Raw genomic sequence first — 19555 nt, 5'->3', positions numbered from 1 at the left:
ACGGGTTGGAGACGCCGGCGGAGCGAGCGCGCGAGCGCGCGGCAGGCCGCGCGCCTTCGATCGGGAACAGGCGCTGGCGCAGGCCATGCGGCTGTTCTGGAACAAGGGCTACGCCGCAACCTCGATCGCCGATCTGACGCAGGCGATGGGGATCGGCGCGCCGAGCCTCTATGCGGCTTTCGGCTCCAAGGAGGGCCTTTATGCCGAGGCCCTGGATTTTTACGCGGAGAATTTCAGTGGTCTGGTCTGGGGTCGTTTCGCCGCCGCCGAAACGGCGCGGCAGGCGATCGAGGCCTTCCTGTTCGATTCGGCCAGGGCGCTCAGCGGCAATGGCGGCAGCGGCGATCCGCGCGGCTGCATGGTGACGCTGTCTTCGGTCGGGTGCGAGGGCCATGCCGAACTGGGTGAGCGCGTGCGTGCCGCCCGTGCCGCTTCCGTGGCGCGCATCGAGGAGCGCCTGGCCCAGGGCGTAGCGTCCGGCGAGCTGCCTTCCGATGCCGACCCTGCCGGTCTGGCCCGCTTTTTCGCGGCCGTTCAGGGTGGCATGTCGGTTCTTGCGCGCGACGGGGCCGACGCTGCCGCGCTGGAGTCAGTGGCGCGCCGTGCGCTTTCGGCCTGGCCGAGCCGCCGAGACTGACCGACCCCCCCCGTTACCGGCTTGCCGGCCCGGCGGAAGGCGTTATCAACCGGCCCCATGACCGCGCCCGCCGCCGCCGATCTCCTCGCCTGGTACGACCGGCATCGCCGCAGCCTGCCCTGGCGGGCGGCGGCCGGGACGCGGCCTGATCCCTACCGCATCTGGGCCTCCGAGATCATGCTGCAGCAGACGACGGTCGCGGCGGTGAAGCCGTATTACGAGCGCTTCATGACCCGCTTTCCGAGCGTGAAGGCGCTGGCGGAGGCTCCCTCGGAGGAGGTGATGCAGGCCTGGGCCGGGCTCGGCTATTATTCCCGCGCCCGCAACCTCCATGCCTGCGCCAAGGCGGTCGTCGCGGAGCATGGCGGCCGCTTCCCCGAAAGCGAGGAGGGGCTGCGGGCCCTGCCGGGCATCGGCGCTTATACCGCAGGCGCGGTCGCCGCCATCGCCTTCGACAAGCCGGCAGCGGCGGTGGATGGCAATGTCGAGCGGGTGATGACGCGGCTGTTCGCCATCGAGGCCGAACTGCCCGGCGCCCGCCCGCTGGTGCGCGACAGGGTGCTGGCCCTGCTGCCGCCAACTCGTCCCGGCGATTTCGCGCAGGCCCTGATGGATCTCGGCGCGACGATCTGCACGCCGCGAAATCCCGCCTGCGGGCTCTGCCCCTGGCGCGAGCCCTGTGTCGCGAGGGCGGAAGGTACGCAGGAGACCTTTCCGCGCAAGGCGAAGAAGAAGGCTGGGCTCATCCGCTATGGCGCTGCCTTCGTCCTGACCCGCGCTGACGGTGCTCTGCTGTTGCGCACCCGCCCGGCCAAGGGCCTGCTCGGCGGCATGGCCGAGGTGCCGACCAGCGAATGGCGAGCGGACTATGAGCTGGACGGCGCCGCCCAGGATGCGCCGCTGCCGCTGCGCTGGACGCAGGCCGCCCAGGCCGTCCGCCACGTCTTCACGCATTTTCCGCTGGAGCTGACGGTGTTCACCGGCACTGTTCCGGCTGCTACGCCGGCGCCGGCCGGCATGCGCTTCACGCCGCTGGCCCAACTCGGCCAGGAGCCTTTGTCGGGTGTGATGGTGAAGGTGCTGGCGGCTGCCGGGCTCAAGCTGCCGCCATCTGCGCCCTGATCTCGCCGCGCAGCACGTCGAGCAGCATCAGTTTGCCGTCGCGCTCGACATGCCAGAAGGTCCAGCCATTGCAGCTGGGCAGGCCTTGCACCAGCGCGCCGACCTTGTGGATCGAGCCGATGGCGGGGCCGACCGACAGCGTGCCGTCGGCGCGGATCACCGCCTTGTGCCGGCGCCTGTCGTCGACCACTGTCTCGCCCGCCTTCACCAGCCCGGCCTCGACGAGGCTCAGGAACGGCACGCGCGGTTCGCTGCGCTTGGAGGGAGCGGTGGCGAAGGCTTCCGGCGGCAGCGGCGTCACGCCGGCGATGCGCTCGCGCGCCGCCTTGGCATAGACCGGATCGCGCTCCAGCCCGATGAAGCGCCGGCCCAGTGCCTTGGCGACGGCGCCGGTGGTGCCGGTGCCGAAGAAGGGGTCCAGCACCACGTCGCCGGCGTTCGAGGCCGAGAGCAGCACGCGGGCGAGCAGCGCCTCCGGCTTCTGGGTCGGGTGCACCTTGGCGCCGCCGGCATCCTTCAGACGCTCGTCGCCCGTGCAGAGCGGCAGATACCAGTCCGAGCGCATCTGGAGGTCGTCATTGCCGCCCTTCAGGGCCTCGTAATGGAACGTGTATTTCGAGCTCTCCCCGCGCGCCGCCCAGATCAGCGTCTCATGCGCGTTGGTGAAGCGCCGACCGCGGAAATTCGGCATCGGGTTGGCCTTGCGCCAGACGATGTCGTTCAGCATCCAGAAGCCGAGATCCTGCAGGATCGCGCCGACGCGGAAGATGTTGTGGTAGCTGCCGATGACCCACAGCGCCCCGTCCGGCTTCAGCACACGCCGCGCCGCGGCGAGCCAGGCCTTCGTGAAGGCGTCGTAATCGGCGAAGGAGGCGAACTTGTCCCAGTCGTCGTCGACGGCGTCGACGAGGCTGTCGTCGGGCCGGCGCAGATCGCCGCCGAGCTGGAGATTATAGGGCGGGTCGGCGAAGACGAGGTCGACGCTGGCCGGCGGCAGGGCGTCCATCGCGGCGATGCAATCGCCGACGAGGACCTGATCGAGCGGGAGCTCGACCGTCCCGAGAGGATGGAGAAGACCCTTGGTCTTCATCCGGGCCTCCAGCGCGGGCCGTCCGGTACGCGAAACCTGAATCCGGACGGGAGCGCTGGCGGTCCCGGTACGCGAGATACCCATGACGCCAAGACCGTTACGCAACTTCAACGGGGGCGATATTGGTCAGGCAGGGTAAAAGCCGGGTTTCCGGATTGAAAAAAATGCGTGTCGTTTTGGGGCTGCAGTTTTTGCCTAGGCCTTTGTCGGGCAAAGGAAATTCCTAAGCGGGCGTTAACGGTCGGATACCGTTGGGGCAGGCTCGCCCAACGCGGCGGCCTGCCGCTATCGCGTCCAGACGCCCTTCACCGGCGCAAAGGAGTAGCGATGCTCTGGGCAGGGACCGTGCTCCGCGATGGCGCGGCGGTGTTGCGGCGTCGCATAGCCGACATGGGCGGAAAAACCGTAGGCCGGAAAGCGCCGGCACAGCCGCGCCATCATCCGGTCGCGCGTGACCTTCGCCACGATCGAGGCGGCGGCGATCGAGGCCACCGCCCCGTCACCCTGGATGATCGCCTCGCAGCCGCAGGCGAGCACCGGCGGATCGTTGCCGTCGACCAGAACATGGAGCGGGGAGAGCGGCAGCGCCGCGACGGCGCGGCGCATGGCGAGCAGGGTCGCCTGCCGGATGTTGACCCTGTCGATCTCGATCGCCGTCGCGCTGGCGACACTGACGGCGAGCGCCTTCTCCATGATCTCGCCGAACAGCTCCTCGCGGATCGGCGCCGGCAGCTTCTTCGAATCGTCGAGCCCGGCCGGCACGCGCGCCGGATCGAGGATCACGGCGGCCACCACGACGGGCCCGGCGAGCGGTCCGCGGCCGACCTCGTCGATGCCGGCGAGCGGCCACAGGCCGCCGGCGATGGCATGGGTCTCGCGGGAGAAATCGGCGGGCATGGCGGGCTTATGCAACGGATGGGCGGAAGGGGCCAGAGGCGCGTAGTCATGAAGGGGGTCATGCTCGGGCTCGACCCGAGCATCTCTTGCCGAAGGGGGCGTGGAAAAAGCGCCATTCACGGCGAGAGATTCCCGGGTCACCGCTGGTGCGCCGCCCGAGAATGACGGGTTTGCTCAGAACAGGCTGAGCTGTGCCACCGCCTTTTGCGGCTTGACGAACAGGTCCGTCCGCAGCCGCTTGCGCGACGTGTTGAAGCCGATGCGCTCCGCCGCCATCTCGAAGCGCCGGCCGATCATCCAGGCATAGGGGCCGGAGCCGACCATGCGCTGGCCCCATTGCGAATCGTAGTCCTTGCCGCCGCGTGTGGCGCGTACCAGCGACATTACATGGCGCAGCTTGTCGGGGTGATGGGTCAGCAGCCATTCCTGCACGATGTCGCGGACTTCCAGCGGCAGGCGCAGCAGGACATAGCCCGCTTCCTGCGCCCCCGCGGCCTTGGCGGCGTCGAGGATGCGCTCGATCTCGTGCTCGTTGATGGCCGGAACGATCGGCGCGACGAGCACCGTCACCGGGATACCGGCCTCCGACAGCTTGCGGATCGTTTCCAGGCGCTTCGCCGGCGCGGCTGCGCGCGGCTCCATGCCGCGGGCGACCTTGGAGTCGAGCGTCGTCACCGAGAGCGCGACCTTCGCCAGTCCCTTCGCGGCCATCGGTGCCAGAAGGTCGATGTCGCGCTGAACCAGCGCCGATTTCGTCACGATCCCGACCGGATGGTTGAAACGCGCCAGAACCTCCAGCACCTCCCGCATGATCCGGAATTTCTTCTCGATCGGCTGGTAGGGGTCGGTGTTGGTGCCGATCGCGATCGTCCGCGGCTGGTAATTGGACGCCGAAAGCTCCTTCTCCAGAAGCGCCGCCGCATCCGGCTTCGCCGTCAGCTTGCTCTCGAAGTCGAGCCCCGGCGACAAGCCAAGATAGGCATGGCTCGGCCGGGCGAAGCAGTAGACGCAGCCATGCTCGCAGCCCCGATAGGGGTTGATCGAGCGGTCGAAGGAGATGTCGGGCGAGTCGTTGCGCGTGATGATCGTCCGCGCCTTCTCATAGGTGATCTCGGTCTTGAACGGCGGCAGCTCGCCGAGCGAGCCCCAGCCATCGTCCTCGGCGACGCGTTGCTCGGATTCGAAGCGGCCGGCAGGGTTGATGGTCGCCCCTCGTCCGCGCCGCCGGTCCGGATCGATGCGATGGCCGGCATGGGCCAGCGGATCGGCCGGCGCGACGCGCACCGACGCCGAGATGACATCGCTCTGCTGCTGCCGCAGGGGTTGGGCCGCCGGCATGGGCCTCGCTGTCGGCTTGATGCGAATCATCGCGTGGATCCTGGGCAGTGCCGTGAATCGGCTGCGTTTCCTGTCTTGGAATGTGAACATAACAGGAACATTTGGCAAGGGGCAGGATTGCGGCATGCTGCGCTGCGACATAGAGATGACGGATGCTGACAGCTGTCATCCGCGCGTCCGGCTCCACGCGGGCGCTCGCCGCCACCTTCGCCGTGCTGATCCCGGCGGTGGCCGAGGGTTTCCTCGGCCATGCGGTGGTCGTCGACACCGCCGGTGAGCTCGATATCGAGCGGATCGCGGATGCGACGGGCGCGAGCTATCTGCGCGCCGCCAGCGGCGAAGGCTGGCTTCTCGGTGCCCAGCAGGCGCGCGGCGACATGCTGCTGCTGCTCGATGCCGGCGACGTGCCGCAGCTTCACTGGGTTCAGGCGCTCGAGCGGCACTTCCTGCTCGTGCCGGATCGCCCCGCCTTGCTGCCGCTGCGCGGCGTCGCGGCGGGGCTGCGCGAGCGTGCGGCGATCTCTTTCGGAGGGAGCCGGCTGCGCGCCGGACTCGTCGCGCCGAAGGCGATGGTCATGGCCGGCCGGCTGGGAAAGGCCCCGGTGCGGCTGTCGGCGCGCCGGGAGCGCGCCGGCTGAGCGTCTTCCTCAGTGCGCGGCGGGCTGCACCTCGATCGCGTCGGCAAGCGTCGCCCGCTTGCCCCTGATCGCCGCGTAGGACTGCCAGGCCAGGAACAACCCGAGGATCGTCTGCAGCGTCGCGCTGATCATCAGCGGGAAGAGACCGGGCCCGGCATGAGCCAGGTCTCCGATCGGATAGCGCAGCGCGGTGGCGGCAAAAATGAGGGCGACCAGGGCCGGAAAGGGCCCTCGCGCGACATTCCGGTTGAGCATCCCCGGCTCCATTGATGTTGGTTGTTGCCGGGGATTGTTAAGGAGAAAAGTCACTGCCCCAGAAGGAGCAATGATTTGGTTCAGTCATGGCCATTCCCTGGGCTTGGCGGGTTGGCGCGGGTCGCCTGTCCAGCGGCGTCAGATCGCGTTCCTGAACGTGTCGCAGGACTGCAGCGAGCCGCTCTGGAAGCCGATGTTGAACCATTTCGTGCGCTGCGCGGACGAGCCATGGGTGAAGGAATCGGGGACGACCACGCCCTGCGCCGCCTTCTGCAGCTTGTCGTCGCCGATCGCGGCTGCGGTGCGCATCGCCTCCTCGATGTCGCCCTGGTCGAGGCGGCCCATGGACTGGATGTTGTGGCCCCAGACGCCGGCGAAGCAGTCCGCCTGCAGCTCGATCCGCACCGAGATCGCGTTCGCGTCTCGCTCGGAGGACCGTTCGCGGAGCTGGTTCGCCTTCGGCAGGATGCCGAGCAGGTTCTGGATGTGGTGTCCGACCTCATGGGCGATCACATAGGCGTAGGCGAAGTCGCCGCCGCCGCCGAGCTTGCGCTGCATCTCCTGGAAGAAGGAGGTGTCGAGATAGACCTTGCGGTCGTTGGGGCAGTAGAAGGGCCCCATCGCCGACTGGGCGACGCCGCAGCCTGACCGGTTGACGCCCGAGAAGAGAACCAGCTGCGGCGGCTGGTACCGGGTGTTGCCCTGCTGCGGCAGGAGCTTGGTCCAGACGTCCTCGTTCTGCGCCAGAACGGCCGAGACGAAGCGGCCCATCTCGTCCTGCGGCGGTCCCGAGGAACGGCGCGTCTCCTGCGTCTGCTCGCGCCCGCCGATGCCCCCGATCATCTCCGCCCCGCCGATCAGGATGCGCGGATCGATGCCGAGCGCCCAGCCGAGAAGGCCGAGGACCACCATGGTGCCGATGCCGATCCCGCCGCGGCCGCCCGGCAGGCCGGCGAAGCCGCCGCCACCGTCGCCGCGCCGGTCCTCGAGATTGTCGGACTGGCGATAGTCTTGCCACTGCATGGTTCGGCCCCCGAAATTCCCCGGCACTCTTGCGAACCGGCGCCGGGAACTCAAGCCCGGGTGAACGTGCGGCACAGCGAGCGGTTCCGGGCTTCAGCCCGGCACGGTCTCGTGCGGCACATGGCGGAGAAGTGTTCGGCGCTACGCTTTGCCGTCCAGCGCCGCGCGCAGCGCTCGCAGATCCCGCCAGGCCAGTCGCTTCTGAAGGGGCTGGCGCAGCAGATAGGCCGGATGCAGCGTCGCCATCGCCCGGATGCGCTTGGTGCCGGTATCGTACTCCACCCATTTGCCGCGCGAATTCATGATGCCCTTGAAGCCGAGCAGGCCTTGCGCAGACGGTGCGCCGACGCTGATCAGGATCTCCGGATCCGCGAGCTCGATCTGCCGCTGGACAAAGGGCAGGCAGATCGCGACTTCCTGCGGCGTCGGCGTGCGGTTGCCCGGCGGGCGCCAGGGCAGGAGATTGGCGATATAGACGTCGTTCTGCCGCGAGAGCCCGATGGCTGCCAGCATCCGGTCGAGCAATTGGCCGGATCGCCCGACGAAGGGCAGGCCGAGCCGGTCCTCGTCGGCGCCGGGCGCCTCGCCGACCATCATCACCCGGCCCGCCGGGTTTCCATCGGCGAAGACGAGATTCTTGGCCGTCGCCTTCAGGGCACAGCCTTCGAATTTCGCCATCGCCTCGCGCAGCTCCTCGAGGGTGCGCGCCTCGCGCGCCATCGCGCGGGCCGTCAGTGCCGCATCGTCGGGCGCGGCGACAGCGGCCGGCATCGGCCGGGCCTGCACGGGCCGCAGGGGGGACGTGCCCGGAGCCGGAAGAGGCCGGCGCATCGGCGCTGGTTGAGGCGCCTCGGCGAAGTGGTCGTGCGCTTCGTCGTCCAGCGCTTCGGTGACGCCGGATTCGGCATACCAGCTCAGCAACTCGTACGGGTCGAGATCGTCGGGCCCGCTGACATCGGAAAAGCTCATGCCGTCTTGTACATCGTCGCAATCGGCTCTGCGAGCTTGTGCAGTTGCAAAATGGACCCTTCGCTTGGATAGAGGGTTTCCAGAGTGCGCAAGGCCGGTCTTTGAAGCCGGGGCAAGATAGTTTATATATAAACTATACGTGGGGCCGGGATCGGCAGGCGGAGGACGGGATGGATCTGAAGGAAGCGCAAAGCGAACCGCGCGAGAGCATGGACTATGACGTCGTCATCGTCGGCGCCGGCCCTGCCGGCCTTGCCGCGGCGATCCGGCTGAAGCAGCTCGACGAATCCATCTCCGTCGTCGTCGTCGAGAAGGGGGCCGAGGTCGGCGCGCATATTTTGTCCGGCGCCGTCATCGACCCCAGCGGCCTCGACAGGTTGCTGCCCGACTGGCGCGAGGACCCCGGCCGCCCGCTGACCACTGAGGTCTCGGAAGACGTCTTCTATTTCCTGACAGAGCCCAACGGAATCCGCCTGCCGAATATCGGCATGCCCTCGCTGATGAACAATCACGGCAATTTCGTCGGCTCGCTCGGGCTGGTGACGAAGTTCCTGGCCGCCCGCGCCGAGGCGCTGGGCGTCGAGATTTATCCGGGCTTCGCCGCCGCTGAACTGCTCTGGAACGAGGACGGCTCCGTCGCCGGCATCGCCACCGGCGACATGGGCGTCGCCAAGGACGGCACCGTTTCGGAGCGCTACACCCGCGGCATGGAGCTGCGCGGGCGCTACACCCTGCTGGGCGAGGGCGCGCGTGGCTCGCTCGCCAAGATCGCGATCCGGAAATTTGCCCTCGACGAGGGGCGCGAGCCGCAGAAATACGGCATCGGCCTGAAGGAAATCTGGCAGGTCAAGCCCGAGAAGTTCCACAGGGGCCGGGTTCAGCACTCCTTCGGCTGGCCGCTCGACAACCGCACCGGCGGTGGCTCCTTCCTCTATCATTTCGACGATCATCTCGTGGCGGTCGGCTTCGTCGTGCATCTCAACTACGAGAACCCGACGCTCTCGCCCTTCGATGAATTCCAGCGCTTCAAGACCCACCCGCTGATCCGCGAGACCTTCGAGGGCGGCAAGCGCATCGAGTACGGCTCGCGCGCCATCACCGAGGGCGGCTTCCAGTCGGTGCCGAAGCTGACCTTCCCGGGCGGGGCGCTGATCGGCTGCGCCGCCGGCTTCGTCAACGTGCCGCGCATCAAGGGCAGCCACAACGCCGTGCTCTCCGGGATGCTCGCGGCCGAGAAGCTGGTGCCGGCCCTCCAGGCGGGCCGCGCGCATGACGAGGTCGTCGAGATCGAGAACGAATGGCGTGCCGGCCCGATCGGGCAGGACCTGAAGCGCGTTCGCAACGTCAAGCCGCTCTGGTCGAAATTCGGCACGCTGGTCGGTATCGCGCTCGGCGGGGCCGAGATGTGGCTGAACCAGCTCTTCGGCTGGTCGCCCTTCGGGACGCTGAAGCACGGCAAGCCCGATTTCGCGACGCTGAAGAAGATCGACGAGGTCAAGACGCTGACCTATCCGAAGCCGGACGGGAAGCTGACCTTCGACAAGCTCTCCTCGGTCTTCCTCTCCTCGACCAATCACGAGGAGGACCAGCCGGCGCATCTGAAGCTGACCGATCCCTCGATCCCGATCGCGCAGAACCTGCCGCTCTATGGCGAGCCGGCGCGGCTCTACTGCCCGGCCGGCGTCTATGAGGTGGTCTATGAGAATGCGGAGGCGAAGACCAATCCGCGCTTCGTGATCAACGCGCAGAACTGCGTCCACTGCAAGACCTGCGACATCAAGGACCCGGCCCAGAACATCACCTGGACGGTGCCCGAAGGCGGCGGTGGGCCGGGCTACGCGAATATGTGAACCGCGGACTTCCGGTTCGGATGTAAAAAAGGGGCGCGCCGCGAGGCGCGCCCCTTTGTCTTGCCGCCAGGCGGAGTCAGCCCTTGCGGACGATCGGCGCGGCCGGCTTCGTCTCGGTCTTGGCGCAACCGGCGGCGAAGCCGGCGAGAAGGGCGACGGTGGCGACGCTCAGAACGATCTTCTTCATTGGAAAAACCCTCGGATTTGATGCTCCTGCCGTTTGGGCAGGTACAGCAAGCCTAGCCACGGAAGCGCCGGATTCGCTGCCTGATTCTGCGGCAGGGTCAGCATTCTCGTGCGCTTTCCTGCGAGTGTTGCCCAGCCGCTACGAAACGGCGCATCATCGGGCCTCCGGCTTGCCGGCTCGCCCGGAAACCGCCATCTTGCCCGCCTACGCGAGCGGTCACGGTCCGATGACAGGCTTTGCCTCCGCGGCGATCGGGCGGCGGACCGAGGGAGAATGGCAATCGTGACGTTTTTGAAGAAGGTGCGTGCCTCCGGTACGGCCGCCGCTCTCTCGCTGATTCTCTCGTTTCCGGTCGCCGCTGCTGCCCAGGGCGCGACGCCGCGCTCCTCGGAAGGGCTCGAGCCGGGCGACAGCTTGGAAGGCAACTATCTCGCCGCGATCGTCGCCGGCGCCGGACGCGACCTGGGCGCTGCTTCCGTTTACCTGCGCGAGGCGGTGAAGGAAGACCCCCAGAACAACGACCTGCTGGAACGCGCGTTCGTCGCCTTCCTCGCCGACGGCTCGATGCCCGACGCCTTCCGTGCCGCCGACCGGCTGATTCGCATCGACCCCAGCAACGGCCTCGCCCAACTCGTCGTCGGCGTCCGCGCGATCAAGCAGAAGAGCTATGCCACGGCGCGCAACCACCTCCAGCGCGGCGGGCGCGGCCGCGCGGCGGACATCACCGCGACGCTGCTTTCCGCATGGTCCTATCTCGGCTCGAACAATCCCAAGCGCGCGATCGAGACCCTGGAACGGCTGAAGGGCGAGCCCTCCTACAATCTCTTCCGCGACTACCATGCCGGGCTGATCCTTGATGCAGCCGGGCGCAAGGCCGAGGCCGAGAAGCGCCTGAAGGCCGCCTACGACGCGGAGAAGACCACGCTGCGCCTGGTCGATCTCTGGGCGCGGCTTCAGGCCCGCCAGGGTGATTTCGCCGGTGCCGCCACGACCTATGCCGATTTCGACCGGCTGCTGCCCAATCACCCGATCATCCGCGAGGGCATGGCGCTCGTCGCGAAGAAGGAGGCGCCGCCGCGCCAGATCGCGAACGCGCAGCAGGGCGCCGCCGAGGTGCTCTACGGCCTCGCCAGCGCCGGCAACCGCCAGGGCGACGAGGCTGCCGCGCTTCTCTACCTGCGCATGGCGGTCTACCTCGACCCCAGCCATGACCTCGCCATCCTGACGCTGGGCGACATCCTTGAGCGCTCGCGCCAGCCGGAAGACGCGGTCGCGGTCTACGACAAGATGCCGCAGAGTTCCCCGCTGCGCCCGAACGCAGAAATTCAGGCCGGGCTTGCGCTGGAAAACCTCGGCAGGCGTGAGGAGGCGGTGAAGCATCTCGACAAGGTGATCGCCGAGCGTCCGGACGATGTCGATGCGCTGGCCGCTCTCGGCAACATCTATCGCTCGCGCAAGGAGTTCCAGAAGGCGTCCGAGACCTACGACAAGGCGGTCGACAAGCTCGCCTCGCCTGGCCGCGCCAATTGGGACCTGTTCTATTTCCGCGGCATTGCCCGCGAGCGCACCGATCGCTGGCCCGAGGCCGAGGCCGACCTGCGCAAGGCGCTGGAGCTGCTGCCCGAGCCGCTGGGACGGGAGCGGGCCCTGGTGCTGAACTATCTCGGCTATTCGTTGGTCGACAAGCATCTCAAGCTCGACGAGGCGCTCGACATGCTGCGTCGCGCCGTCGAGCTGCGGCCCCGCGATGGCTACATCATCGATTCGCTCGGCTGGGCCTATTATCGGCTCGGCCGCTACGAGGACGCCGCCCGCGAGATCGAGCGGGCGATGGAACTGCGCCCCTCCGATCCTGTGATCAACGATCATCTGGGCGACGCCTACTGGCGTGTGGGGCGCAAGCTCGAAGCGAAGTTCCAGTGGAACTATGCCCGCGACCTCAATCCCGAGCCCGAGGATCTCACCAACATCCTGCGCAAGATCCAGCGCGGCCTCGACGAGCCGCCTTCCGCCGACGCCGGCGGCGCGGCCAAGCCCGACGAGACGAAGAAGGACGGCGGCTGAGCCCGCGGAGCCTTCGATGGGACGGAGTGCCGCCGGTTCAGCGGCCGGCAAGCCGGCGGACCTGACGACCCGTGCCCGCGCCAAGGTCAACCTCGACCTGCGCGTTCTCGGCCGGCGTGCCGACGGCTATCACGAACTCGATAGCCTGGTGGCCTTCGCCGGAATCGGGGACGAGCTATCGCTCGACCCCTCCGGCCCTCTCGGACTGACCATCTCGGGGCCTCGCTCGGCCGGGCTGGAGGCTGGCCCGGGCAACCTTGTCCTGCGCGCGGCCGGCGCCTTTCTCACCGCCTATCCGGATTCGCGGTCAGGCGCCTTTCATCTGGTCAAGCGCCTTCCGGTCGCCTCCGGAATCGGTGGCGGCTCTGCCGATGCCGCTGCGGCGCTGCGCCTGCTCGCGCGGCTCAACGGCTTGCCGCCGGCGACGCCGCGTCTTCTGGAGATTGCCGCTGCAATTGGCGCCGATGTCCCGGTCTGCCTGGAATCGCGTGCCCGGCTGATGGGCGGCATCGGCGAGCGGCTCGGCCCTTCGCTGCGGCTGCCGCAACTGCCAGCGCTGCTGGTGAATCCCGGCGTGCCGGTGGAGACCGTCGCCGTCTTCAAGGCGCTGGGTCTCGCGGCCTCGGGAGAGCTGGCGCAGCTGCGTCCGGCCGCTGAAGCGGTTCCGGCCACGGTGCCGGGCCTGCATGCGAGGCTTGCCGCGTCGCGCAACGATCTGGAGCCGCCTGCGATGCAGGTCGCGCCTGTCGTGGCCGAAGTGCTGGAGCGGCTGAGGGCCCTGCCGGGCTGCCGGCTCGCCCGGATGTCGGGTTCCGGCGCGACCTGCTACGCGCTGTTCGAAGATAAGGCCGCAAGCCTGGCCGCCAGCCGGGACCTGCGCCGCGAGAGCGGCGGCTGGTGGATCGCTCCGACGGTGCTGCGCTGAATTCAGCAGCACTGGCCGCTGGGAAGGTGACTCAGTGCGCCCGCGCGATGCAGAAATCGACCGCGTCGTTCAGCGCCTGCTTCATCGGCGAGGCCGGGAAGAGGCCGAGGGCATCCTTCGCCATCTTGGCGTAGTGCTTGGCGCGCTCGATCGTGTCCTGCAAGGCCGCGTGCTTCCGCATCAGCGTCTGCGCCTGCTCGAGATCGCCGTCTGCGATGGTGCCGTCCTGGAGCGTCCGCTTCCAGAAGGCGCGCTCCTCGTCCGACCCACGGCGGAAGGAGAGGACGACGGGCAGCGTGATCTTGCCTTCGCGGAAATCGTCCCCGGTGTTCTTGCCGAGTTTGGCGGCGACGCCGCCATAATCCAGCGCATCGTCGATCAGCTGGAAGGCGATGCCGAGATTGAGCCCGTAGCTGCGGCAAGCGGCCTCGTTGGCTTTCGACGAGGCCGCGATCACCGGCCCGACCTCGCAGGCGGCGGCGAAGAGCTCGGCCGTCTTGCCGCGGATGACGGCGAGGTACTCGTCTTCCGTCGTCTCGGTGTTCTTGGCGACGGAAAGCTGCAGCACCTCGCCCTCGGCGATCACGGCGGCCGCCGTCGAGAGGATGTCGAGCGCGCGCAGCGAGCCGACCTCGACCATCATCCGGAAGGCCTGGCCGAGCAGGAAATCGCCGACCAGCACGCTGGCCTCGTTGCCCCAGAGCATGCGGGCGGCCGCCTTGCCGCGGCGCATGTCGCTCTCGTCGACGACATCGTCATGGAGCAGCGTCGCGGTGTGCATGAACTCGACCGAGGCCGCGAGCTTCACATGGCCTTCGCCGCGATAGCCGCACAGATCGGCCATCGCCAGCGTCAGCATCGGCCGCAGCCGCTTGCCGCCGGAGGAGATCAGGTGGTTCGCCACCTCCGGGATCATCGTCACCTCGGAGCCGGTACGCGACAGGATCATCGCGTTGACGCGCTCCATGTCGGCGCGCGTCAGGCCGACCAGGGACTCGATGCCGGGCTGGCTCTTCTCGCGCTCCTCGAACGATACGACGACACCCACGGCACGACTCCGCCAAGCTCCGCGCCGGATGGCGCCGCAGAGCCATGCCACAATCGCAGCACGGGACGCCAGCCCCCGGCGGCCTCAGCCGGCCTGTCTGCGCGGCATCGCCGCAGTCCGGATCGTCGCAAAAGCCGCGTTGGGAGCAGGGGCCGCCCCTTGCGCCGATGCCGGGGCTCGGGCTCCATGGCGGCATGCACGAGCTCATCCGCACCAACGACCTGATCCTGCTCGGCGCCATCGAGGCGCTGCTCGCTTCCGCCTCGATCGACAGCATGGTCGCCGACCAGCATATCAGCGCGCTCGAAGGCATGATCGGCGCCTTCCCGCGCCGCCTGCTGGTGCGCGAGGCCGATCGCCAGCGGGCACGGGCTCTCCTGCGCGATGCCGGCTACGGCGCCGAGCTGCGCGATGAGTGAGCCCACGCTGTCCTCGGCGTTGGGCGAGATCGTCACGGACCGGCTTCTGGACGGACGGCTCGTCCTCAGCCAGCCGCGCAAGGGCCACCGGGCCGGCAGCGACGCGATCCTGCTCGCTGCCGCCTTGCCCGATCTCGGCGCGGGCTCACTCGCCGATCTCGGCGCGGGCGTCGGCACGGTGGGGCTTGCTGCGGCGCTCGTTCAGCCGGCCCTCGAGGTCGCGTTGCTCGAACGCGATCCCGATCTTGCGGCGCTCGCCGCCGGGAACGCGGTCGCGAACGGGCTTGCCGGCCGGGTGCGCGTGGTGGCCGCCGATGTCGGCGCGCCGGCTGCCATGCTGTCGGAGAAGGGCATGCGGCCCGGCAGCTTTGCCGCCGTCGCGATCAATCCGCCCTTCTACCCAGCCGGCGAAACCCGGAAATCACCGATCCCCAACCGTGCGGCCGCCCATGTCGCCGAGGGCGGGTTTGACATCTGGCTCAAGGCTGCGCGGCGCCTGCTCAGCCCGGGCGGCACGCTCGCCATCATCCACCGGGCCGAGGCGCTGCCGGAACTGCTCGGCGGGCTGGCCACCGGCTTCGGCGCGCTGGAAATCCGCCCGGTGCATGCCTTCGCGGACCGCCCGGCCGTTCGCGTCATCGTCACCGCCGTCCTGAACAGCAGAAAGCCGGCAGCGATGCTGCCGGCTTTCGTGATCAATGGCGCGGATGGGCGGCTGACGCCCGCGAGCGATGCGGTGCATCGCGGCCGCGAGCGCCTTTCCGCTCACCAGTAGCGGGGGCCGTAGAAGCGCGGCGGCGGCGGGGGCGGCGGCGGCGCGTAATAGGGCCGGGCGTAGTAGGGCCGGCGCCAATACGGACGCGGGCCGTAATAGGGCCGCGGGCCGTAATAGGGCGGGGGCGGGGGTGGGCCGTAGTAGAACTGCGCCGGCTGGGCGAGTGTGTTGTTCAGCACCGTCGCCACGGCAGCGTCATAGGACGAGGGGCCGGCGGAAGCCGGGCCGGCGGCCAGAGCGAGGCCGCCTGCCGCAGCCAGAGCGATAAGCGTTGTCCGGAACATCGGATCCTCCGTGGACTGGCGCCGGTGACCTTGCCACCGGATCGAACGCCGTTTGTAAGATCAGGCTATCGGATTCAAGCTGAACGGAACGAGACCGCCCCGTTCAGCTGTCCTTCATCGGCGCCCGGCGGGCGCCTCCCGCCTCAGCGGCAGACCCGCACCGGGCGGACGACCCAGCGCCAGCCGTTCCAGACCCGGCGCTGCGACCAGAAGCAGCGCGGGCGGTAATAGGGCCGCGGGCGATAATAGCGCGGCCGGCCATAGTAGTACTGCGCATCCTGCACGAGGCCCTGGCCGGCCTGCGCGACCGGCGCGCCGGCCGTGCCGAGCGGAGCCGCCGAGGCCGGCGCTGCGATGAAGGCCGTGCCGGCGACGGCGCAGGCCAGAAGCAAAGAACGAATCATCGTGTCCTCCGTCTCTTCAAGGCGGTCTCACCGCCGTTAGCAATCGTCCCGCCTCGACCTTTAGGCCGCAAAAGCTGAACGAGGCGATACCGTGCCGTTCATGCCGCCTTCATCAACGGCCCGCGAGCTTCCAATCGACCGGCCGCTTCCTGTCCCGATTGAGACCTGCGATTGCGGCACGCGCTTGACCATGCCAAGCCCCGACCCTAATCACGCCGGCACTCCCTTAGCGTTTCGGAAGGCTTTTCGCCCTTGTCCGCCTCGGATCAGACCGTCTTGGCTCACGCCTCGCCCGCCGCCTCGCCGGCGATGGACCCGACCCGCTCCTTCCAGGGGCTGCTGCTGACGTTGCAGCGCTTCTGGGCCGAGCGAGGTTGCGTGGTGCTGCAGCCCTACGACATGGAGGTCGGCGCCGGCACCTTCCACCCGGCGACCACGCTGCGCGCGCTTGGCCCCAAGCCCTGGAAGGCGGCCTATGTGCAGCCGTCCCGTCGCCCCAAGGACGGCCGCTATGGCGAAAACCCCAACCGGCTGCAGCATTATTACCAGTTCCAGGTCATCCTGAAGCCGTCGCCGCCGGATCTGCAGCAGCTCTATCTCGACTCGCTGCAGGCGATCGGCGTCGATCTGGCTCTGCACGACGTCCGTTTCGTCGAGGACGACTGGGAGAGCCCGACGCTCGGCGCCTGGGGGCTGGGCTGGGAGTGCTGGTGCGACGGCATGGAGGTCAGCCAGTTCACCTATTTCCAGCAGGTCGCGGGCGTCGAATGTGCGCCGGTGGCGGGCGAGCTGACCTACGGGCTCGAGCGCCTGGCGATGTATGTCCAGGGCGTCGAAAACGTCTACGACCTCAACTTCAATGGCGGCGAGGGCGAGGATCGGATCTCCTATGGCGACGTCTTCCTCCAGGCCGAGCAGGAATACTCCCGGCATAATTTCGAGCACGCCAACACCGAGACGCTGTTCCGGCACTTCTCGGATGCGGAAGCTGAGTGCAAGGCGCTGCTCGCTGCCGGCGAGGCCCAGCCGGGCTCCAATGATCCGCGCCACCTCATGTCGCTGCCGGCCTATGACCAGTGCATCAAGGCCAGCCACATCTTCAACCTGCTCGATGCGCGCGGCGTGATCTCGGTCACCGAGCGCCAGAGCTACATCCTGCGCGTCCGCGAACTCGCCAAGGCCTGCGGTGCCGCCTGGCTGAAGACCGCTGGCGGGGGAGCTGCCTGATGCCCGATCTCCTGCTTGAACTGTTCTCGGAAGAAATTCCCGCCCGCATGCAGCGCAAGGCGGGCGAGGACCTGAAGAAGCTCGTCACCGATGCGCTGGTCGAGCGCGGCCTTGTCTATGAGGGCGCCAAGGCTTTCGTCACGCCGCGCCGCCTGGCGCTGCACATCGCCGGCCTGCCCGTGCGCGGCCGCGATGTCCGTGAGGAGCGCAAGGGGCCGCGCGTCGGCGCGCCCGACGCCGCCGTGCAGGGCTTCCTGAAGGCCGCGGGCCTGACCTCGCTCGATCAGGCGACCATCGTCAGCGACCCGAAGAAGGGCGACTCCTACGTCGCCATCATCGAGAAGCCCGGCCAGGAAACCGTCGCGGCCATCGCCGAGATCGTGCCGGCCTTGATCCGCTCGTTTCCCTGGCCGAAATCGATGCGCTGGGGCAAGGCCTCGGCGGCCGGCGCCAGCCTGCGCTGGGTGCGCCCGCTGCACTCGATCCTCTGCACCTTCGGGGCCGAGACCGAGGACACCGAGATCGTGCCCTTCGAGGTCGACGGCATCGTCTCCGGCAACGTCACCTATGGCCACCGCTTCCATGCGCCCGGCCCGATCACGGTGCGGCGTCTGGAGGATTATGTGTCGTCGCTGGAGAAGGCGAAGGTCGTGCTCGATGCCGATCGGCGCAAGGAAATCATCCTCGCCGATGCGCGCAACCTTGCCTTCGCGCAGGGCCTCGAACTCGTCGAGGACGAGGGGCTGCTGGAGGAGGTCGCGGGGCTGGTCGAGTGGCCGGTGGTGCTGATGGGCGCCTTCGAGGAGCGCTTCCTCGAGATTCCGGGCGAGGCGATCCGCGCCACCATCCGCGCCAACCAGAAATGCTTCGTGCTGCGCGATCCCGCGACGGGCAACCTCGCCAACCGCTTTCTGCTGACCTCGAACCTGATGGCGAGCGATGGCGGCGCCGCGATCGTCGCCGGCAATGAGCGTGTCGTCCGCGCCCGCCTCTCCGACGCCGCCTATTTCTTCGCGACCGACAAGGGCAATCTGCCCGATCTCGACACGCTCAAGGACAGCGCCGACAAGCTCGGGCTCGACCTCGCCAAGCCGCTCGACCAGCGCATGGCCAAGCTCGACAGGCTCGGCGTCGTCTTCCACGCCAAGCTGGGAACGCAAGGCGAGCGCGTCCAGCGCATCGCCGCGCTGGCGCGGGAACTGGCCCCCATCGTCGGGGCCAATCCCGACAAGGCCGAGCGCGCCGCCAAGCTCGCCAAGGCCGACCTGCCGACCGAAATGGTCGGCGAATTCCCGGAACTGCAGGGCCTGATGGGCCGCAAATATGCGGAACTGCAGGGCGAGGACGCTTCGGTCGCCGCGGCGGTCGAGGAGCACTACAAGCCGCTCGGCCCCTCCGACCGCGTCCCGACCGATCCGGTCTCGGTGGCGGTCGCGCTCGCCGACAAGCTCGACACGCTGGTCGGCTTTTGGGCCATCGACGAGAAGCCGACCGGGAGCAAGGACCCCTATGCGCTGCGCAGGGCGGCGCTGGGGGTTATTCGGCTGGTGGTCGAGAATGAGATCAGGGGGCGCTTGATTGTTCCACTAGCTCGGCAATTTGCTCGAGTTTCTACTGGTGGAAGGTTTGCGGAGCTTAATGCCCTCAAACAGCAGGCTGAGGTTTTGGAGGCCTTTGGCGCTACAGAGGTCGCTGCCGTCTTGAATGAGTATTTGCTGTCGCAACACTCGCCGGAGGCTGCGCGACGCTTTAGCGCAGAGACTGGCCCTCAGACCCTTGAAGCGTACAGGGACCTCCTCTCCTTCTTCCACGACCGCCTGAAGGTCATGCTCCGTGACCAGGGCGCGCGGCATGATCTCGTCGATGCGGTTCTGGGCGAGGGCGCTTCGGCGAACGACGATCTCCTCCTCATCACCCGCCGCGTCGCGGCGCTCGGCCGCTTCCTCGACACCGAGGACGGCAGGAACCTGCTCGCGGGCTACAAGCGCGCCGCCAACATCCTGCGCGCCGAGGAGAAGAAGGACGGGGAGGGCGCCTTTGCCGGCGCTCCGGATCTCCAGCTCATCGCCGCCGCCGGGCTGATCGAGGAGAAGGCGCTTGCCGTCGCGCTGGCGCAGGCGACGCCGAAGGCCGAGGGCGCCGTCGCCGCCGAGGACTACGAGGGCGCGATGGCGGCGCTGGCGGAACTGCGCCCCGCGGTCGATGCCTTCTTCGACAAGGTCACGGTCAACGACCCCGACCCGTCCCAGCGCGCCAACCGCCTGAAGCTGCTGAACCAGCTCCGGCAGGCGACGCGCGCCGTGGCGGATTTCGACCGCATCGCGGGGTAAGGCGCGTCATGCTCGGGCTTGACCCGAGCATCTCCTGAACGAGCGAGCTGGTTTTCGAGGTGGTCGGGTCAAG

General features: G+C 68.4%; 19 protein-coding genes. 10 read left to right on the top strand and 9 right to left on the bottom strand.

Features of this window, described 5'->3' with window-relative positions; translation table 11 throughout:
- Window positions 1–85: 85 nt before the first annotated feature.
- Both BW981_RS03895 and mutY read left to right on the top strand, forming a co-directional pair.
- Window positions 86–637, top strand: a complete 552-nt coding sequence (locus BW981_RS03895; RefSeq protein ID WP_348521395.1) for a TetR/AcrR family transcriptional regulator — start codon at window positions 86–88, stop codon at window positions 635–637.
- 57 nt (window positions 638–694) lie between these two features.
- Window positions 695–1759 (top strand): A/G-specific adenine glycosylase, encoded by a 1065-nt coding sequence (gene mutY, locus BW981_RS03890; protein ID WP_076436335.1) that lies wholly within the window; start codon window positions 695–697, stop codon window positions 1757–1759.
- Here mutY and BW981_RS03885 read toward each other — a convergent pair.
- The 3 genes from BW981_RS03885 to BW981_RS03875 all read right to left on the bottom strand — a co-directional run bounded on the left by BW981_RS03885 (window position 1734) and on the right by BW981_RS03875 (window position 5114).
- Entirely contained in the window at window positions 1734–2849 is a 1116-nt protein-coding gene (locus BW981_RS03885; RefSeq protein WP_076436334.1) for a site-specific DNA-methyltransferase, read from the bottom strand. The genes mutY and BW981_RS03885 overlap by 26 nt on opposite strands.
- A 285-nt stretch (window positions 2850–3134) precedes the next feature.
- Complete coding sequence (locus tag BW981_RS03880) at window positions 3135–3746, bottom strand: ribonuclease HII (RefSeq protein ID WP_076436332.1); 612 nt, start codon at window positions 3744–3746, stop codon at window positions 3135–3137.
- A gap of 174 nt (window positions 3747–3920) precedes the next feature.
- On the bottom strand, window positions 3921–5114 hold the full coding sequence (locus tag BW981_RS03875; RefSeq protein ID WP_244560205.1) for a PA0069 family radical SAM protein: 1194 nt from the start codon (window positions 5112–5114) through the stop codon (window positions 3921–3923).
- Between the two features lie 122 nt (window positions 5115–5236).
- Here BW981_RS03875 and BW981_RS03870 point away from each other — a divergent pair, with 122 nt between their 5' ends.
- Window positions 5237–5722, top strand: coding sequence for a hypothetical protein (locus BW981_RS03870; protein ID WP_076436330.1), 486 nt, complete (start codon window positions 5237–5239; stop codon window positions 5720–5722).
- Window positions 5723–5731: 9 nt separating this feature from the next.
- Here BW981_RS03870 and BW981_RS03865 read toward each other — a convergent pair whose 3' ends face one another.
- The 3 genes from BW981_RS03865 to BW981_RS03855 form a co-directional block, all read right to left on the bottom strand.
- Window positions 5732–5977, bottom strand: coding sequence for a hypothetical protein (locus BW981_RS03865; RefSeq protein ID WP_139333598.1), 246 nt, complete (start codon window positions 5975–5977; stop codon window positions 5732–5734).
- 138 nt (window positions 5978–6115) lie between these two features.
- Window positions 6116–7000, bottom strand: coding sequence for a KPN_02809 family neutral zinc metallopeptidase (locus BW981_RS03860; protein ID WP_076436327.1), 885 nt, complete (start codon window positions 6998–7000; stop codon window positions 6116–6118).
- A 141-nt stretch (window positions 7001–7141) separates the two neighbouring features.
- Window positions 7142–7969: a uracil-DNA glycosylase gene (locus BW981_RS03855; RefSeq protein ID WP_076436325.1), complete on the bottom strand. Its 828-nt coding sequence runs from the start codon at window positions 7967–7969 to the stop codon at window positions 7142–7144.
- A gap of 170 nt (window positions 7970–8139) precedes the next feature.
- Between BW981_RS03855 and BW981_RS03850 the strand changes: the two genes are divergently transcribed.
- The 3 genes from BW981_RS03850 (at window position 8140) to BW981_RS03840 (ending at window position 12995) form a co-directional block, all read left to right on the top strand.
- Complete coding sequence (locus BW981_RS03850; protein WP_076436323.1) at window positions 8140–9819, top strand: electron transfer flavoprotein-ubiquinone oxidoreductase; 1680 nt, start codon at window positions 8140–8142, stop codon at window positions 9817–9819.
- Window positions 9820–10288: 469 nt separating this feature from the next.
- A complete protein-coding gene (locus BW981_RS03845; protein WP_083712179.1) occupies window positions 10289–12070 on the top strand; it encodes a tetratricopeptide repeat protein in 1782 nt (593 codons plus the stop codon).
- Window positions 12071–12086: 16 nt separating this feature from the next.
- The gene (locus BW981_RS03840) at window positions 12087–12995 is read left to right on the top strand and encodes a 4-(cytidine 5'-diphospho)-2-C-methyl-D-erythritol kinase (protein WP_076436319.1); all 909 of its coding nucleotides are present in this window, start codon (window positions 12087–12089) and stop codon (window positions 12993–12995) included.
- Between the two features lie 31 nt (window positions 12996–13026).
- Here the strand turns inward: BW981_RS03840 and BW981_RS03835 are convergent, their stop codons facing one another.
- Window positions 13027–14043 carry a polyprenyl synthetase family protein gene (locus BW981_RS03835; RefSeq protein WP_076436318.1) on the bottom strand — a complete coding sequence of 339 codons (1017 nt, stop codon included), beginning with the start codon at window positions 14041–14043 and terminating at the stop codon, window positions 13027–13029.
- A 194-nt stretch (window positions 14044–14237) separates the two neighbouring features.
- On the opposite strand from BW981_RS03835, the gene BW981_RS03830 reads away from it, so the two are divergent.
- On the top strand, window positions 14238–14462 hold the full coding sequence (locus BW981_RS03830) for a putative signal transducing protein (protein WP_076436823.1): 225 nt from the start codon (window positions 14238–14240) through the stop codon (window positions 14460–14462).
- Window positions 14455–15237: a tRNA1(Val) (adenine(37)-N6)-methyltransferase gene (locus BW981_RS03825; RefSeq protein WP_076436316.1), complete on the top strand. Its 783-nt coding sequence runs from the start codon at window positions 14455–14457 to the stop codon at window positions 15235–15237. The genes BW981_RS03830 and BW981_RS03825 overlap by 8 nt, the downstream gene beginning before the upstream one ends.
- On the opposite strand, the gene BW981_RS03820 is transcribed toward BW981_RS03825, so the two are convergent.
- On the bottom strand, window positions 15228–15521 hold the full coding sequence (locus BW981_RS03820) for a hypothetical protein (RefSeq protein ID WP_076436315.1): 294 nt from the start codon (window positions 15519–15521) through the stop codon (window positions 15228–15230). The two genes, BW981_RS03825 and BW981_RS03820, sit on opposite strands and share 10 nt — an antisense overlap.
- 143 nt (window positions 15522–15664) lie before the next feature.
- Window positions 15665–15925 (bottom strand): hypothetical protein, encoded by a 261-nt coding sequence (locus BW981_RS03815; protein WP_076436313.1) that lies wholly within the window; start codon window positions 15923–15925, stop codon window positions 15665–15667.
- A gap of 309 nt (window positions 15926–16234) precedes the next feature.
- On the opposite strand from BW981_RS03815, the gene BW981_RS03810 reads away from it, so the two are divergent.
- Both BW981_RS03810 and glyS read left to right on the top strand, forming a co-directional pair.
- A complete protein-coding gene (locus BW981_RS03810) occupies window positions 16235–17152 on the top strand; it encodes a glycine--tRNA ligase subunit alpha (protein ID WP_076436821.1) in 918 nt (305 codons plus the stop codon).
- Complete coding sequence (glyS, locus tag BW981_RS03805; RefSeq protein ID WP_076436311.1) at window positions 17152–19482, top strand: glycine--tRNA ligase subunit beta; 2331 nt, start codon at window positions 17152–17154, stop codon at window positions 19480–19482. Before BW981_RS03810 ends, glyS begins: the two co-directional genes overlap by 1 nt.
- Window positions 19483–19555 lie beyond the last annotated feature (73 nt).

The sequence above is a fragment of the Allobosea sp. TND4EK4 genome (genome assembly GCF_900156025.1).
Classification (GTDB): Bacteria; Pseudomonadota; Alphaproteobacteria; order Rhizobiales; family Beijerinckiaceae; genus Allobosea.
The sequence above is the reverse complement of the archived record's forward strand: the minus strand, read 5'-3'. Positions and strand labels throughout refer to the sequence as shown.

What these genes read in the sequence shown, in the direction of transcription:
- BW981_RS03895 (WP_348521395.1), top strand. Translation starts at nt 86, where the DNA reads ATGCGGCTGTTCTGGAACAAGGGCTACGCCGCAACCTCGATCGCCGAT.
- mutY (WP_076436335.1), top strand. Translation starts at nt 695, where the DNA reads ATGACCGCGCCCGCCGCCGCCGATCTCCTCGCCTGGTACGACCGGCAT.
- BW981_RS03885 (WP_076436334.1), bottom strand. Translation starts at nt 2,849, where the DNA reads ATGAAGACCAAGGGTCTTCTCCATCCTCTCGGGACGGTCGAGCTCCCG.
- BW981_RS03880 (WP_076436332.1), bottom strand. Translation starts at nt 3,746, where the DNA reads ATGCCCGCCGATTTCTCCCGCGAGACCCATGCCATCGCCGGCGGCCTG.
- BW981_RS03875 (WP_244560205.1), bottom strand. Translation starts at nt 5,114, where the DNA reads ATGATTCGCATCAAGCCGACAGCGAGGCCCATGCCGGCGGCCCAACCC.
- BW981_RS03870 (WP_076436330.1), top strand. Translation starts at nt 5,237, where the DNA reads ATGCTGACAGCTGTCATCCGCGCGTCCGGCTCCACGCGGGCGCTCGCC.
- BW981_RS03865 (WP_139333598.1), bottom strand. Translation starts at nt 5,977, where the DNA reads ATGCTCAACCGGAATGTCGCGCGAGGGCCCTTTCCGGCCCTGGTCGCC.
- BW981_RS03860 (WP_076436327.1), bottom strand. Translation starts at nt 7,000, where the DNA reads ATGCAGTGGCAAGACTATCGCCAGTCCGACAATCTCGAGGACCGGCGC.
- BW981_RS03855 (WP_076436325.1), bottom strand. Translation starts at nt 7,969, where the DNA reads ATGAGCTTTTCCGATGTCAGCGGGCCCGACGATCTCGACCCGTACGAG.
- BW981_RS03850 (WP_076436323.1), top strand. Translation starts at nt 8,140, where the DNA reads ATGGATCTGAAGGAAGCGCAAAGCGAACCGCGCGAGAGCATGGACTAT.
- BW981_RS03840 (WP_076436319.1), top strand. Translation starts at nt 12,087, where the DNA reads ATGGGACGGAGTGCCGCCGGTTCAGCGGCCGGCAAGCCGGCGGACCTG.
- BW981_RS03830 (WP_076436823.1), top strand. Translation starts at nt 14,238, where the DNA reads ATGCACGAGCTCATCCGCACCAACGACCTGATCCTGCTCGGCGCCATC.
- BW981_RS03825 (WP_076436316.1), top strand. Translation starts at nt 14,455, where the DNA reads ATGAGTGAGCCCACGCTGTCCTCGGCGTTGGGCGAGATCGTCACGGAC.
- BW981_RS03820 (WP_076436315.1), bottom strand. Translation starts at nt 15,521, where the DNA reads ATGTTCCGGACAACGCTTATCGCTCTGGCTGCGGCAGGCGGCCTCGCT.
- BW981_RS03815 (WP_076436313.1), bottom strand. Translation starts at nt 15,925, where the DNA reads ATGATTCGTTCTTTGCTTCTGGCCTGCGCCGTCGCCGGCACGGCCTTC.
- BW981_RS03810 (WP_076436821.1), top strand. Translation starts at nt 16,235, where the DNA reads ATGGACCCGACCCGCTCCTTCCAGGGGCTGCTGCTGACGTTGCAGCGC.
- glyS (WP_076436311.1), top strand. Translation starts at nt 17,152, where the DNA reads ATGCCCGATCTCCTGCTTGAACTGTTCTCGGAAGAAATTCCCGCCCGC.